At 35.0% G+C, this 15,722-nt stretch carries 19 protein-coding genes; 2 read left to right on the forward strand and 17 right to left on the reverse strand.

The features are described from left to right. The 4 genes from fni to ACODS7_RS18780 form a co-directional block, all read right to left on the reverse strand. A partial coding sequence (gene fni / locus ACODS7_RS18765; protein WP_488827287.1) for a type 2 isopentenyl-diphosphate Delta-isomerase occupies positions 1–769 on the reverse strand: 769 nt, incomplete at its 3' end. Between the two features lie 12 nt (positions 770–781). Beyond that, a complete protein-coding gene (gene rpsA, locus ACODS7_RS18770) occupies positions 782–1,930 on the reverse strand; it encodes a 30S ribosomal protein S1 (protein ID WP_016082270.1) in 1,149 nt (382 codons plus the stop codon). A 333-nt stretch (positions 1,931–2,263) separates the two neighbouring features. Continuing rightward, on the reverse strand, positions 2,264–2,941 hold the full coding sequence (cmk, locus tag ACODS7_RS18775; RefSeq protein WP_098629016.1) for a (d)CMP kinase: 678 nt from the start codon (positions 2,939–2,941) through the stop codon (positions 2,264–2,266). Between the two features lie 129 nt (positions 2,942–3,070). Next, positions 3,071–3,244, reverse strand: coding sequence for a YpfB family protein (locus tag ACODS7_RS18780; RefSeq protein ID WP_016082271.1), 174 nt, complete (start codon positions 3,242–3,244; stop codon positions 3,071–3,073). A 180-nt stretch (positions 3,245–3,424) separates the two neighbouring features. On the opposite strand from ACODS7_RS18780, the gene ansA reads away from it, so the two are divergent. Continuing rightward, on the forward strand, positions 3,425–4,399 hold the full coding sequence (gene ansA / locus ACODS7_RS18785; protein ID WP_080117234.1) for an asparaginase: 975 nt from the start codon (positions 3,425–3,427) through the stop codon (positions 4,397–4,399). Between the two features lie 35 nt (positions 4,400–4,434). Here the strand turns inward: ansA and ACODS7_RS18790 are convergent, their stop codons facing one another. The 12 genes from ACODS7_RS18790 to ACODS7_RS18845 form a co-directional block, all read right to left on the reverse strand. Next, positions 4,435–5,415 (reverse strand): YpdA family putative bacillithiol disulfide reductase, encoded by a 981-nt coding sequence (locus tag ACODS7_RS18790; RefSeq protein ID WP_029441849.1) that lies wholly within the window; start codon positions 5,413–5,415, stop codon positions 4,435–4,437. A 108-nt stretch (positions 5,416–5,523) separates the two neighbouring features. Then, on the reverse strand, positions 5,524–6,054 hold the full coding sequence (locus tag ACODS7_RS18795; RefSeq protein ID WP_001240655.1) for a peptidoglycan recognition protein family protein: 531 nt from the start codon (positions 6,052–6,054) through the stop codon (positions 5,524–5,526). 79 nt (positions 6,055–6,133) lie between these two features. Beyond that, positions 6,134–6,370, reverse strand: a complete 237-nt coding sequence (locus ACODS7_RS18800; RefSeq protein ID WP_001983018.1) for a DUF3961 domain-containing protein — start codon at positions 6,368–6,370, stop codon at positions 6,134–6,136. Between the two features lie 92 nt (positions 6,371–6,462). Further along, on the reverse strand, positions 6,463–6,672 hold the full coding sequence (locus ACODS7_RS18805) for a hypothetical protein (RefSeq protein ID WP_016082274.1): 210 nt from the start codon (positions 6,670–6,672) through the stop codon (positions 6,463–6,465). An 80-nt stretch (positions 6,673–6,752) separates the two neighbouring features. Next, positions 6,753–8,039 carry an NAD-specific glutamate dehydrogenase gene (gene gudB, locus ACODS7_RS18810; protein ID WP_000225172.1) on the reverse strand — a complete coding sequence of 429 codons (1,287 nt, stop codon included), beginning with the start codon at positions 8,037–8,039 and terminating at the stop codon, positions 6,753–6,755. Between the two features lie 311 nt (positions 8,040–8,350). After that, a complete protein-coding gene (locus ACODS7_RS18815) occupies positions 8,351–8,959 on the reverse strand; it encodes a genetic competence negative regulator (protein ID WP_016082275.1) in 609 nt (202 codons plus the stop codon). Between the two features lie 77 nt (positions 8,960–9,036). Next, a complete protein-coding gene (locus ACODS7_RS18820) occupies positions 9,037–9,912 on the reverse strand; it encodes a MerR family transcriptional regulator (protein WP_016082276.1) in 876 nt (291 codons plus the stop codon). Next, positions 9,912–10,688, reverse strand: coding sequence for a metallophosphoesterase (locus ACODS7_RS18825; RefSeq protein WP_243168090.1), 777 nt, complete (start codon positions 10,686–10,688; stop codon positions 9,912–9,914). Before ACODS7_RS18825 ends, ACODS7_RS18820 begins: the two co-directional genes overlap by 1 nt. Before the next feature lie 67 nt (positions 10,689–10,755). After that, on the reverse strand, positions 10,756–11,235 hold the full coding sequence (locus ACODS7_RS18830) for a LysM peptidoglycan-binding domain-containing protein (protein WP_001231555.1): 480 nt from the start codon (positions 11,233–11,235) through the stop codon (positions 10,756–10,758). A gap of 22 nt (positions 11,236–11,257) precedes the next feature. Further along, positions 11,258–11,821, reverse strand: coding sequence for a CPBP family intramembrane glutamic endopeptidase (locus tag ACODS7_RS18835; protein WP_001025783.1), 564 nt, complete (start codon positions 11,819–11,821; stop codon positions 11,258–11,260). After that, entirely contained in the window at positions 11,821–13,350 is a 1,530-nt protein-coding gene (gene recQ / locus ACODS7_RS18840) for an ATP-dependent DNA helicase RecQ (RefSeq protein WP_016082279.1), read from the reverse strand. Before recQ ends, ACODS7_RS18835 begins: the two co-directional genes overlap by 1 nt. Continuing rightward, positions 13,340–14,401: a YpbB family protein gene (locus ACODS7_RS18845; protein WP_029441847.1), complete on the reverse strand. Its 1,062-nt coding sequence runs from the start codon at positions 14,399–14,401 to the stop codon at positions 13,340–13,342. The genes recQ and ACODS7_RS18845 overlap by 11 nt, the downstream gene beginning before the upstream one ends. Positions 14,402–14,705: 304 nt before the next feature. Between ACODS7_RS18845 and ACODS7_RS18850 the strand changes: the two genes are divergently transcribed. Next, positions 14,706–14,954: a ferredoxin gene (locus ACODS7_RS18850; RefSeq protein WP_001151993.1), complete on the forward strand. Its 249-nt coding sequence runs from the start codon at positions 14,706–14,708 to the stop codon at positions 14,952–14,954. A 121-nt stretch (positions 14,955–15,075) separates the two neighbouring features. Here the strand turns inward: ACODS7_RS18850 and ACODS7_RS18855 are convergent, their stop codons facing one another. Next, the gene (locus ACODS7_RS18855) at positions 15,076–15,654 is read right to left on the reverse strand and encodes an ECF transporter S component (protein WP_000810856.1); all 579 of its coding nucleotides are present in this window, start codon (positions 15,652–15,654) and stop codon (positions 15,076–15,078) included. Between the last annotated feature and the right edge of the window lie 68 nt (positions 15,655–15,722).

A 15,722-nucleotide genomic window follows, 5' to 3' on the forward strand; every position in this document is an offset into this window, starting at 1 on the left:
GAATAACGTTTTTTTGTACTTGGGGGTAGTAAAAAGGCTTAAGTTGATGGGCATGTGTTTGTATGCCCCAGTTATTAAAATAAGAAAGCATTCGCTGTCTTCTTTCATTTTCAACAGCAGCAAAATTCGTACCACCTTGTCCACCAATATCAATTGCTGCTACACCTACGTTTGCTAACTGTTGTACCGTTTCCTTACTCATCCCAAATCCAACTTCTTTTACAATGACAGGAACTTTACTATTTAAAACAATTTTCTCGATTCGCTGAAGTACACCAGTAAAGTCACGGTCTCCTTCTGGCATCGTTAACTCTTGTATGACATTTAAATGAATTTGCAATGCATTCGCTTCAATCATATCAACGGCACGCTCCGCCTGCTCGATAGTTGCCTCACTACCTAAATTAGCAAAGAAAATACCATTTGGGTTTACCTTTCTGATCACCTTATAAGAAGCAGCCTCACTTTCATCTTTTAACGCCGCCATTTGCGAACCTACAGCCATAGCAAGGTTATGATGTTTCGCTACATATGCTAATTGCTCATTAATATGTAACGTTTTCTCTCCTCCACCACCAGTCATCGCATTGATAAAAATCGGCGAACTTAGTGAAAGTTCGCCGATTTTTGTTTCACATGTTATTGTGTCATAATTTGAATTTGGCAAGCTTTGATGCACAAAACCAATATCATGAAAGCCATGCGTACGAGACTGACCAGTAGAAAGAGCGTATTCAATATGATCTAATTTACGTTTTGCCCTTACCACTTGTACCCCTCATTATTTCTTTAATTTTTTCAGTTGTTCACCAATAATATCACTTAATTGGAAAGTAGCAGAATCAGCATTTGGCTCATACTGACTATAATCTTCAATTACATTATTTTCCTCAAGCGCTTCTTTTATACTTAAAGAAATACGTTTCTCTGCTACGTGAACTTCAAGTACTTTCACTTTTACTTCCTGTCCCATTTCCAATACTTCACTCGGGTTTTTCACGTGACGATTTGCAATTTGCGATACGTGTACAAGTCCTTCAACGCCAGGTAAAATCTCAACGAATGCACCAAATGTAACAAGGCGTTTTACTACTCCCTCACGAATATCTCCAGCTTTTATTTCACCAGCAACGTTTTCCCAAGGTCCTGGTTGAGCTGCTTTAATTGATAAAGAAATACGTTGTGTATCAGCATCAACAGATAACACCTTTACCTTAACCTTTTGACCTTGCTCTAATACTTCAGAAGGTTGCTCTACACGTTCGTGTGAAATTTGTGAAATGTGAACTAAACCGTCCACGCCACCAACGTTAACGAAAGCACCAAAGTCAGTTAATCGTTGCACTGTTCCTTCAACAACGTCCCCTTCTTTTAATGAAGAAATTGCTTCTTTTTTCTTAGAATCTAGTTCTAATTCTACTACCGCTTTATGCGAAAGGATTACACGATTTTTTTCACGGTCTAATTCAACAATTTTCACCGCTAATGTTTTACCTTTATAGTCAGTAAAGTCTTCTACATAATGTACTTCTACAAGTGAAGCTGGGATAAAACCGCGAACACCAAGGTCCACAACCAATCCGCCATTCACGATATCTTTTACAGTAACATCAAATACATGACCAGAAGTAAATTTCTCTTGTAATTCTACCCATGCTTTTTCTGCATCAACAGCACGTTTAGATAAGACAAGATCATCTTCTTCTAATTTAATAATTTTCAACTCTAGTGTTTGATCTAATTCTACAACATCGCTTGCTTTTTCAATATGAACGTTAGCTAATTCACTAATTGGAATTACGCCATCTGTTTTGTATCCAACATTTACAAGCACTTGTTTCTCTTCAACTTTCGTTACAGAACCTGTAACAACGTCACCAACTTGTAATTCTTTTGAATCCATAACTTCTTCATTCATTTTCTCTACCATGGAAATACCTCCCTACAGAATTGACAAAGCATTTTTATGTATATACGAAATGAAAACAAAGTTTTCATTTGCATGTTTAAGAATTTCTCATCACATACTCTTTTTCAATATCATTCACAAGAAAATATATTAAACCTATATAAATAGTATACAGCAAAACCAGCTTGAAAAAAGTATGTTTTGAAATATAATAGCGAATATATTCTGACAGTTTTATTCCTCTTTAACTAACTTCTTACAAATCAGCTCATTTGTCAAGGAAAGAGACTCACAATTCACGTATCCTTTACATTTCTATTTAAACAAAAAAAGAAAGAGGACTATCCCCTTTCTTTATTTCGCAAACACTCCTGAAACAATACTCATAATTTTTTGGACAACTTCTTCAATTGATAAAGAAGTCGTATCTAATTCCAATGCATCATCAGCCCTTTTTAGTGGAGAAACTTCGCGTTCTGAATCTAATTTATCACGCTGAGCAATTTCTTCTTTTAGCTGCTCTAAATTAGAATCGAAACCTTTATTTAAATTTTCTAAATGTCTTCTTTCCGCTCTTTCTTCAACAGAAGCAAGCATAAAGATTTTCACTTCAGCATCCGGTAATACATGTGTACCAATATCACGGCCGTCCATTACAACGCCGCCTTTTTTCGCTAACTCTTGCTGACGACGTACCATTTCTTCACGAACAAGGCGATGCTTCGCTACAATAGATACTCGATTCGTCACATCAGGTGTACGGATTACTTCAGAAACATCTTGTCCATTCAAAAATACAAGCTGTGTATTTTCTCCTTGCTGAAACTCAATATTTACATTCTTTACAACTTCCATTAGCTGTTCTTCATTTTCAATGTCTACTTTTTGTTCAAGGGCTGCATATGTAAGCGTACGGTACATCGCGCCTGTATCAATATAAACGTAAGAAAGTTCCTTCGCAACAACTTTTGCCACTGTACTTTTCCCAGCAGCTGCTGGACCATCTATAGCAATTGAAATTCGTTTATCCATTGTAACACCTCATTTTTTCACTTATAAAACAAAACGAAAAGCAGGTGTTCACCCTGCTTCTTCTCATTTGCTTCACGTCATTAAATCCTCAATTATTGTAGCATAATCCTTCATAGAAGAAAATGAAAACTACCTATTCACCTGCAAGATTTCTGCTTTGTTTTTTACCATGACACCTTCGTAATAAACAATTTTAGATAAATATTTCACTGATGATTTATGTATAAATAACAATTGTACAACAGAAAGACAAATGAATTGTATTATTAATATACGAATAAAAATTGTCTCCATCTTTTTCACCGTAATTGCTCCCTCCTATACTATATTTGCACATTTCGTTTCACGATTTTATACATCGTACATATAGCAGTTAATTTTATTGTCATTTTCGAGGCATACTTTTATACATTTCCATTGTCGAATTTACTCAAAACATGTTATGTTCTAAATGTATTTTTTTACTTGAAAGGGGTATAAGCATTGAAAAGAATCCTAGTTTTACACACAGGTGGAACAATTGCAATGGAGGAAGATAAAGAAACTGGGGTCGTACAACCAGGTGAAAAAAATCCTCTTTTAAAATTCATTCCTGATTTAGAAGGCGATGTTGATTTAATCGTTGAAGATGTGTTCCATCTACCATCTCCTCATATGACACCGAGCGAAATGTTACAATTACAAGTCATCATTGATGAAAGAGTAAAACAAGACAATATTCATGGCGTAGTCATTACGCATGGCACGGATACATTAGAAGAAACAGCCTATTTCTTAGATTTAACAGTACAAGCAACTATTCCGATCGTTGTGACAGGTGCAATGCGCTCTAGCAATGAGTTAGGTGCTGATGGTCTATATAACTTCTTATCAGCTGTAAAAGTTGCTAGTTGTGATGAAGCTGCAGGAAAAGGTGTTTTAGTCGTATTAAACGACGAAATTCATTGCGCTACAAATGTAACGAAAACACATACAAGTAATGTCGCAACATTCCAAAGCCCACAATATGGACCAATTGGAATGGTAACAAAACGCGGTGTTGTCTTCCATCACGCTTTAGTACATCACGAAACATATACGATAAACAAAGTGTCTAAAAATGTAGTTGTTCTAAAAGCATATGCCGGCATGGATGATACATTATTAGCAGCAATCGAAAATCTTCCTGTAGACGGTATTGTTATCGAAGCGCTTGGACAAGGTAATCTACCTCCAAGAACACTTCCTAGTCTAGAACGATTATTAAATAAAGGTATTCCTGTCGTATTAGTTTCTCGCTGTTTCAACGGTATCGTTCAAGACGTATATTCGTATGAAGGTGGCGGTAAACACTTAAAAGATATGGGCATTGTATTCACATACGGCTTAAATGCACAAAAAGCACGCATTAAATTACTTGTCGCATTAGAGAATACAAATTCTCATGAATCCATTCAAAATATGTTTATGCACGAATAAAAAGGAGCTGTCGAGGTTTTCCCGACAGCTCCTTTTTATTTTTCTCTTGATGCAATAGTTTGTGCAATCGCATCTCCATGAAATCTACCGTTCTCGATAAATATTTCATTTGCATTATTTCCAGCAGCTATGACACCTGCAATGAAAATATTTTCAGCATTCGTTTCCATTCTATCCTCTGTATAAATCGGACGTCCTGTTTCTTCATCAATCTGAACACCCATCTTTGTTAAGAAGCTATGGTCAGGATGATAACCAGTCATCGCAAATACAAAATCATTTTGGATTGTAAAAGCTTCACCATCAACTATAAATGTTAATGTATGCTCAGTAATTTCTTTCACATGAGCCCCGAAATGCATTTGAATTGTATCGTTCCGTACTAACGCCTCAAATTCTGGCAAAATCCAAGGCTTTATGCTTGGTGAATACTCACTTCCACGATACAGTACCGTTACACGCGCACCAGCTTTAACAAGTTCTAACGCGGCATCTACACTCGAGTTTTTCCCACCTATAACTACTACATCTCGATCAAAATAAGGGTGCCCCTCTTTAAAATAGTGAGCTACTTTCTTCAATTCCTCACCTGGAACATTCATATAATTTGGATTATCATAATATCCAGTTGCTACAACAATATATTTCGCTATATATATTTCTTTACTTCCGTCACGCTTTGTCGTCTTAACCTGAAAAACTTCTCCATCTTTTTGAACTTTCTCCACTCGCTCAAAAGCATTTACACGTACAGATTTACGTTTTACTACTTCACGATAATACGCAAGCGCTTGATTTCGAACTGGCTTACGATTTTCTGTAATAAAAGCTACATCACCAATTTCTAATTTTTCACTAGAAGAGAAAAATGTTTGATGAGTTGGATAATTATAAATGGCATTTACAATGTTTCCTTTTTCAATTACTAATGGATTTATCCCTACCTTTTGCAACGAAATCGCTGCCGCTAATCCGCACGGACCGCCTCCGATTATAATAACTGTTTCTTTCTGCATACTCGTCCACTCCTAGTCTTCTACCAATACACTATTTATAAAAACAAGAAAAAACCTACTTACAGCAGTAGGCACCTATCTTTATTGTATTCATTTTTCATATATTTGTCATCTAAACGAAACGTACATCCGATAGACATCTGCTAAAAACTGCTGAAATTTAATACCTTGTTTCCCTAATACATTCTCAGGATCAATCTTTCTAGCCGGATCAAGCGTTTTATGTGACACGATATCTTTTTTCGGATTTAAGCCAAAGTTTTGGCATAAATACGCATGATACCATGTAAAACGATTATATGCTTCCCAAAAGTTAACATCACCGCCATAACAAAGTTCCACTCCAATGGCCGCCTTATTCGCGTCATAGCCGTATAAGTCATTATCCGTCGGCACACCATATCGAACATGATACGCAACTTCATTTATAGGAATAATCTCCAATATTGTTTTATCATCTATAAATGTATGCGCCGAAGCTTTCGGTTGTAATTCATTAAAGTAATCTCGATTTCCTATCGCATTGCTTCCAGGATTCCCCGTATCATGACTTACAATAAATCTCACTTTAGTTAGAGGAATCCCCGGTCGTGAACTTCCATATCCAATATAGTTGCGCTCTATAGGAAACATCGCCATTGCTACCAACTCCCGCTCTAGAAGATTACCTTACTTCCTTATATATGTATTCGGTAGCAATGTCCTTATCGCATATTTCTTACGCGAAGAGAAAATCGAAAATATTTGAAGTGAACACCATAAACAACAAGATACTTACAGCCACTCCATAAAAACCGTAAAACCAAACACAATCTTCTTTCGTATCTAAGCCGAAAAATTTGTTTACCGATTGTAATAATGTGCCACGCTTGCTTTGTTTGTTTCGTAATACTTCCACTCGCTCTACAACATCTGCTGGCATCATAAATCTTTGGTCTACTGTCATTTTCATCATTTATCTCTCCTTAAAATCATTTCCGTTTTGTTTATCTAAGGAGAGTATAGCACGTTTGTTCGCACGGAACAAGCGTTCTTTTTGTTTTTGTTTTATTTTTCAGCAATCCAAGTAAAAATTGAGATTACAAAGGCAATAATCGGCCCTACTACAACCACACCAAATATCAAAAACAGTAGCCCTTCCCCGAACATCCGAACAGTACTTATTTTTCGAGCTTTCACCGTCCTTGCAAGTTCTCCCTCTAACCTCTTAACCTTTTCTTCTAATTGTTCTACTCGTTCCAGCATTTCATTCTCCATATACAACACCTCATTTAATACTTCAACAAAAAAACGTGATTCCCTCGAAAGGAAATCACGTTTTCTCAAGATATAATATTTTATACCCAACCTCTGAAGCGGCTTGCTTCAGCCATTTTACGAACACCAATCATGTACGCCGCTAAGCGCATGTTCACTTTACGAACTTGTGCTGTTTCATAAATAGAATCAAATGATTTTACCATTACTTTTTCTAAACGTTGTTCTACCTCTTCTTCAGTCCAGTAGTAACCTTGGTTATTTTGTACCCACTCAAAGTAAGATACCGTTACACCACCAGCACTTGCTAACACGTCTGGAACAAGTAAAATTCCGCGATCTGTTAAAATTTTAGTCGCTTCTAATGTTGTTGGACCATTTGCAGCTTCAACAACTATTTTCGCTTTAATATCATTAGCATTTTCTTCTGTAATTTGGTTCTCAATTGCAGCTGGAACTAAAATATCGCAATCAAGTTCTAACAATTCTTTGTTTGAAATTGTATTGTTAAATAGCTTTGTTACTGTACCGAAGCTATCACGACGGTCTAATAAATAATCAATATCTAATCCGTTTGGATCATGTAACGCGCCGTAAGCATCTGAGATTGCAATAACTTTCGCACCTGCATCATGCATAAATTTAGCTAAGAAGCTACCAGCATTACCGAACCCTTGAACAACAACGCGTGCACCCTTAATATCAATGCCACGTTTTTTCGCAGCTTCGCGAATACAAATTGTTACACCTTTCGCTGTTGCTGTTTCACGTCCATGTGATCCACCTAATACAAGCGGTTTACCTGTAATAAATCCTGGTGAATTAAATTCATCAATACGGCTATACTCATCCATCATCCATGCCATAATTTGAGAGTTTGTGAATACATCTGGAGCTGGAATATCTTTCGTCGGACCTACGATTTGGCTAATTGCTCGTACATAACCGCGGCTTAATCTTTCTAACTCACGGAATGACATTTCACGTGGATCACAGATAATTCCACCCTTACCTCCACCATATGGTAAATCAACAATACCACATTTTAAACTCATCCAGATTGAAAGTGCTTTCACTTCATTTTCTGTTACATTCGGATGGAAGCGAATTCCACCTTTCGTTGGACCAACAGCATCATTATGTTGTGCACGATACCCTGTAAATATTTTAACAGTCCCGTCATCCATACGAACTGGTATTTTCACTGTCATCATACGAATTGGTTCTTTTAATAATTCATATACTTCGTTTGGATAACCCAATTTTTCTAACGCTTCACTAATAACAATTTGTGTTGAATTCAATAGTTCAAAATGTTGTTCCCTTTGTTGTTGTGTTTTTGTTTGAGTTCCCTTTTCGGCTACCATAGTAAGTAAACCCCCTGTAATTTCACTTGTTTAGTAAACCTTCATTGCCTAGTATACACCCTTAAATTTGGAATGCAATAGAAAACGCTAACAAATATATACAAACTATTTTTTGTTGCAAGCGTTTTCACTATTATTATAGTCCTTTTATTACTTTTAGAAAAGTAAAATACTTAAATATTTAAATATTTTTTATTTTCCTCAGTCACACTCCCATAAAACTACATATTTTATTTTCAAAAAGTATGTTCGAGTATTTACGATCATACCTTCCCTTATCCAAATAAAAACAAAACCTCAGCTATGTTGTATTAGCTGAGGTTTTGTTTTTTCACAAAGTAATTGTGTATTTGTTCTATCGCGTTAAAATCCATTAATTCTTTACCGTACTCCATGATGCGATAAATGGTTGCTGTAGACGGATTGCCGTATTCCGCTAAAATAGCTATAAAATCCGCCTTTAACAATTGAATTTGTTCCTCTTCTTCCACCCAAAGATAGAAGCGCTCATCCCACGTATATAGCTTTCCGCCAGTTACACCAAGGTTATATAAGCGATTCGACAGGTTAATGACGTCATCTAGCGTAGCAAACTCATATAATATATGTTCACTTTCATCTAGAGTCACTTGCATTTCAATAAACTCGTCACGGAACTCATCATCTGTATCCATTTCTTGATTTTCTTTCGTTACAATTACAACCATCCCTTGTGCTTGTAGAGAAAACACTTCAACTGCAATCGGACCATCTGCTTCAAATCCTAATTCCTTATTTGCTTCTTGCATCATATCACGAAATAATTGCTGTACTTTCGGCGCATTTCTCCATAAATCTTCTTTCGTTAATCCTCGTTCAGATAAATCATCAAATGTTAGAAAAATTTTTATCTTATTGTAATTTAATCGTTCCAGCCTCATCTCATACCCTCCCTACGTAACCAATGCATCTAATTTTTATTATATGAAATAGAAAATAGATGGTTCTTTTCGAACAACTATTCCGACATTTTTAACCATTCATCCCATTCTTCTTTCGTATCACCAATTAAGATTGTTTCAATGTCCAACTGGTTTAGAACGCCTAGCTTTCCGATAAATCCAACAGAAAGAGATTCCCTTTTTTCTTGTAATAAATTTATAAAGTTCATCGTCTTTTTCATTTCTTGTTCATCAGCAAAAGATACAAATACATATTTCGGCTGTATTTCCTCTACCGCTAACAACATACCATCTTCAGCTAAGCTTGTCCTAATATATATCGCCTCATATCCTTTTAAGCGTAAATAAGTTGAAAAAATAAATCCTTTCAATGCATTCTTTTCTAACACAATAACTTTGTGTAAAGAAGAAAACATTGCGGCATTGTGATACACCATCCCTAGACGCGTTTGTAAAAATGATAGTGCATATTGAAATTGCACTATTGAAATCTCATTATTATTTTTTGACGTTAATAATTTGTCTGTCACTCGAAGAACGATATTGGCAACAACCTTTTCTGTTGAATATATACTAAAAGCTTCGTTTAATAATGCAGCAATTGTAATTTCATCAAATTTTAACAAAGCTTGTAGCAAATCGTCCACTAAAACAACTTCTTTATCGAAATGTATCTCTTTTTGAACTGTACTCTGCAAACGATTCTCTTCTAATAACTGAACTGCTTGTCCAATCATCATACCGGAAGAAACTTTTTCCATTAACCATTTTAAAATTTGAATATGCTCTTCTGTATATAAACGATGCCCAGCTTGATTCCGCTTTGGGGCAATAATTTGATATCGTCTTTCCCATGCGCGAAGCGTACTCGGCTGAACTCCAATTATATTTGAAACAGCTTTTATATTATATTTCCCACTAAGAGTTGGCATCATTTCCCTCCGCACAATGTAATAATATGTGTTTGAGCAGGTGCTCGGAAACGAAGTGGTATCAATGTTGTTCCGTACCCATTACTAACAAAGAGAATCGTATTCAAATGGTTATATACGCCACCTTTTAAATATTTTTTAGATGGGAATAATCGGATTTGTCCTCCATGCGTATGTCCACTTAATACAAGTGAAATCTGTTCACTTCCAGACATCTTTTTTATTATATCAGGGTTGTGACTAACTAAGATACGAAAACCATCTTCTTTACAATCCGCCAATGCCAAATCTAGACGATCACGGTGCAATCCAACATCATCTATACCGAGCAAACAAATCTTCTCGCCTAATTCAGACTCAAATACTACTCTTGTATTATCTAAAACTTTTACGTTATTTTCTAATAATAACGCATCTAATTCATGATATTCTATCTCATAATCATTGTTTCCCCACACAAAATATACAAGAGCTATCTCTCTTAACTTTTGAATATTCGCAGAGATTTTTGATAAAGAGACACCTTTCTCTGCTAAATCTCCTCCGATAATTACGAGATCTACTTTTCCTTTTACTTGTTCAATTAACAAATTTGAAATGACTCTTCTATGAATATCAGAAATAAAAAACACATTTACTTTTTGAAAACTTTTCGGAAATTCTTTAAATACTAAAGTATGTTCCAACACTGTATTACGCGTCGCTTCTTTATACATCACAAGAAGTAATAAAATCCCCATTCCTATGAGAGTACTGAATAATATAATCCATATCATATTTTTTACTCCCCTCATCATAAAGATAACCCTAGGCTTTTATAACAAACTGTGATCGCCTAATTCGCTAGCTCTCTTGCTTTGTGGACTTATCTTTTATCGGAATTTTTAATTCTTGACCTGCACTCACTTCATCTTCTTGCAAGTTATTATACTTTTTAATTACTTCAACCCCATTTTCATCTGAAAAATATTGCTTCGCTATACTTTCTAAAGTTTCTCCCTCTTTCACAGTATGCGTTATCGCTTTTTCAGACTGTTTCTGCGACTCAGATTTAGCTGAATCAAAGAAGATTACTTCAAACGCACTTTTCCCGGCATTATTACTATCGCCCTTCACCTGAATATATTTATCCGTATACCACAAAATACTAATTGGCAGCAGAATGAATAGAAATGTTAAAACCCGGACGAAAATATGATTTATTTTAAACTTTTGTTTTTTCTCTTTATTTCTATGAATTTCACTACGCGGCGGTAAACTTTCTTTTTCTTCTACTCGCTCAACTTCTAATTCCTCTTCAAAATCAGGAATTCGTTTCCTCATGTTGTTCACCACCACCTTCCATTTATTTTCTTAATTGGAGTCCCATTATAAAATCAACAAGAAAGTGTGCAAAGATTGTTATAAACAAATTCCCTGTCCATTCAAATACATAGCCAAAGACAAAACTAATGAAACAGACGAAACAAAACAAAAATGGCTTTGTTATATAACGAATATGTAACACTGCAAATACGAAACTCGCAATTACAATTCCAAAATGAGTCTGCACTACACCTCTAAATAAAAATTCTTCTGCAAAACCGATTACGAACGTAATAATGAGTAAATGCAGAACCGACATTCCTCGAAACATCTTATCGTTAATACCACCATCATCAAACCAAGACTCTGGAAACACTCGCATTGCAACATAATCTAATAACACAATACCAATCGCTAACAAACCACCTATAATAAGTATAGATACTGGTTCCCATCTCCATAAATTAAACACTTCTTTTACATCTTGAAATAATATATATGCTAGTAAACAGCCAATACCGATAATAATTAACTGTGTTATATATAGATTCAGCCTTATTTCCTGCGGACTCATATCTTCAACATTATGCCTTTGAATGTTCATCATTCCCCCATCTTTTCTAGGCCGAAAAGCTTTTGTAACTCTGTTTCCCAATTATAGTCGAAATCCGATTGTTGCGCTCGTCTTTTTTTATAATCTTCTTTTGTAATACCACAATAATCACAGCAATTATTTAACTCTTTTTCTTTCCTATAACCGAACTGTTGCAGCACATATTCACGTCTACATCCTTTAACTCGTATCCATGACTTCATATTTTCTAACTCACTATATTTATTACGCAACCTTATTTCTACTTCAGCTATTAATCGGTTCATAATTTCATCTGACAAACCCTCTAATAATAATCTTCGTTGTTGTATAATTCCAACCTGTTCGAGATGATAACGAACGAAACGCCAATATTGCTCATTAAATCTTGCTGCATTATAACAAATTTCTTCTACATCTTCTATTGGTAATTCTTTCGTTTGAAACATTCTTTCTTGTAGTAAAGAAAATAAAAATTGTATTTGCGACTTACTTGGCAATTCATCCTCAATGATTGAAATTGGTAAATCATGATCCAACGGACTACACAATAAAATAGCTATACTCGGTTCGCCATCTCTTCCAGCTCTTCCGATTTCTTGTAAGTAAGAAGCTATATTAGTTGGATAATGAAAATGAATAATATATTGCGTATTCGCCTTATTTACCCCCATACCAAATGCACTTGTACATATTACAAGCTGCAATTGATCATTCATAAACTGTTGTTGAATTAACATACGCTCTTCATGTTCCATACCACCATGATAAAAAGCTACACCAGTAACACCTTTTCCTCTCAAGTATTCCGTTAACCTTTCTGTCCACGCTCTACTTGAACAATATACAATCCCCGGCCCTTGTAAATACATCACCTGCTCCAAAAGCGCCTCTTTCTTTTCTTCTATCGTCTCTACAAATTGCACCTCCATTGCAATATTAGGACGATCAATAGAGTATACATGTTCCGCGGCACCCTTTAAATTTAAACTGTCTGCGATATCTTGCAGTACCCCTTTTGTCGCTGTGGCTGTCAATGCTAATACTGTAGGAGAACCAATATTTTCAATAACTACATTTAGTTTCTTATAGTCCGGTCTAAAATCATAACCCCATTGAGAAATACAATGAGCCTCATCAACAACAAATAATGAAATATGAATTTTCTTCAATTCCCTAATTAATAACTCCGACTGTAACATCTCTGGTGAAACAAAAATAAATTTATATGAAGATAATTTTTTCATCGCTTCTCTTTTTTCATTTAATGTCCGAAAACTATTAAATGCTATCACTCGGTTTTTCACAACATACTTTAATTGTGTCACTTGATCTTCCATTAAAGATAATAACGGTGATACAACAAGCACTGTTCCTTCTCGCATAAGCCCCGGAAACTGATAGCACATAGATTTCCCTCTTCCAGTCGGAAGCATTGCTATCACATCTTTTCCTTCTAATAAATCTGTAATAACTCCTTTTTGCCCTGGACGAAATTCAGAATATCCAAACCACTTATATAAATATTCTTCAAGTTTCATTTACACCCTCCATCCGCGCTAATACAAGACGAACTTCAAAATAAGAGATATCTTCTCCAACCTCTTGTTTCAAAACACGTAACTTCCGCGTTTGTAATGCTTCAATTACTTTTATTACTTTGTCTATCTTTTCTTTTTCCATAAACATTTCAATAGAAAAATCTTTTTCTCGCAAAGCAATTTCAACAAAATGATCTTCTATCGTTGCAACCTTTAAATTCCGAATCGTTGCTATTTCTTCTAAAGAACGCCCTTGTCTCCAAAAATTATATGTTTTTTTCGTGGATAAACTAAATAATTCAGCTCTCTCATTTGGATAAGATATAATTTCAGCTAATAGTGGAAATTCATTTTCTTTATCACGTACTTCTTGTATAAAGAAATGCATTGTACCCCAAAATAAAAAATACACCTTAAATATATCTTGTTTCGTAATTTCTGCTAATTGTTGCAATGTACAACCAATACGTTCATAGCCCGTTAGTCGATATGTTACAATCGTCGCTTCTATCGCATTACTCTTTTCCAAAAGATTATGTACTTCCGTCCATAGTTTCCTCGCCAACTCACTTCTCTTATATGGCCTTCCTGTTAGAAAACGTTTTACCCACATCATTATTTCTGTATCTTGTTGAATTGGGATAAACTTCGTATTATTCTGTTGTAAATTTGATATGGTTTGAATAATCAATGATAATCTTTTCCAAAATGTTTCACCTAATTCACCATAATGTAAACCATGCAAATGCGCTGGAAAAGCATAAACTTCCTCCCATTTATGTAACTGCATTTTACCCGTAGGTGTTAACACATATGTATTTTCATGTATTTCTTGAATAAAATCCGCTTGCAACAACTTTACAACTTCACCATCATAGTCATTTCTATTTAATGATTTATATATTCCGAATAAAAAAGAAATCCGGAACATATTTCCATCTTGTAAAGTTTGCGAAGAACGTTTGCCCTTTAGTAAATAATAAATAGAAGAAACGGTTCTTTCACCATTCAATTGTTTTAAACAATGCAACAAAGTATATTGTATTTGCATGACCGCTTCCACCTTCCAATCTTAACTTCATTCTTTTCAGTACAATTACACTATCTACTGTCGCTCATTAAACTTATCCTATAAGAAATATATACTTGTATATATTCTATTGTATCAAACGAAATCACATTTACGTATTTTGAAAATCTTATGACATAATTCAAAAATAAGTTGACACTCTAATTGATAAGCATTATCATTATCATTATAATTTTATGTTGAAAAGTTTCACAAACCGTTTTACAATAAGGTTATAATTTTTATGGCGAGCTTTTCACATACATATTATCAGGAGGGAAAAAAGATGGCAAAATATACAATCGTTGATAAAGATACTTGTATTGCATGTGGTGCTTGTGGCGCTGCTGCACCAGACATTTATGACTATGATGATGAAGGTATTGCATTTGTAACATTAGACGATAACCAAGGTATCGTTGAAATTCCAGATGTATTAATTGAAGATATGATGGATGCATTCGAAGGCTGTCCAACTGACTCAATTAAAGTTGCTGACGAATCATTCGACGGAGACGCTTTAAAATTCGAATAGTCTTTTATTAACTTCAAAAAATGCCCCTCATATTGATGAGGGGCATTTTTTGTATCTGAATTTTATTTTCCTTAATAAAAAACCATTAGTAGTTCCACACTACTAATGGTTTTAATATTTATTATGCATTTTTCATTTTTGCAAACACCCATACTTTCAGGCGTGAAAATAATGCTACAAATACAATTGTTACAACAATTCCTTTAATTAAATTAAATGGTAAGATTGCCGTTACAACCGTTGTTCTTATAGCTTCGCTAGACATAGCCGGTGAATTTAAAAACCAAGTGTAAGCCGGGAATATGATGATGTAGTTTAATACACTCATAATAAGTGCCATTGTAATTGTCCCTAGCATTAATCCTGTCGTTAAACTCTTTACAGTACGATACTTTCTAAATAAGAAAGCTGCTGGTCCAATAAATAAACATCCTGCAATAAAGTTTGCAATTTCTCCAACTGGTACTCCCGTTAAGCTTCCTTGAATCCCGTAATGTAAAATGTTCTTTATCGCCTCTACAATCACTCCTGCTACTGGTCCAAAGATAATTGCTGCAATTAGAGCTGGTACATCACTAAAATCAATTTTCAAAAATGGCGGAAGCCCTGGGAACGGGAAATCCAACATCATTAGTAAATATGCAATACTACTTAGCATCGCTACACTCACCATCTGCACTACACTGTTTTTTTGTTTCATCTTTCTCTCTCCTTTTCCATCGATCATCTCATGGAAAGTGGAAAGGTTCTGCTATGCCTATTTTTTCA

The organism is Bacillus sp. FG16, assembly GCF_057809515.1.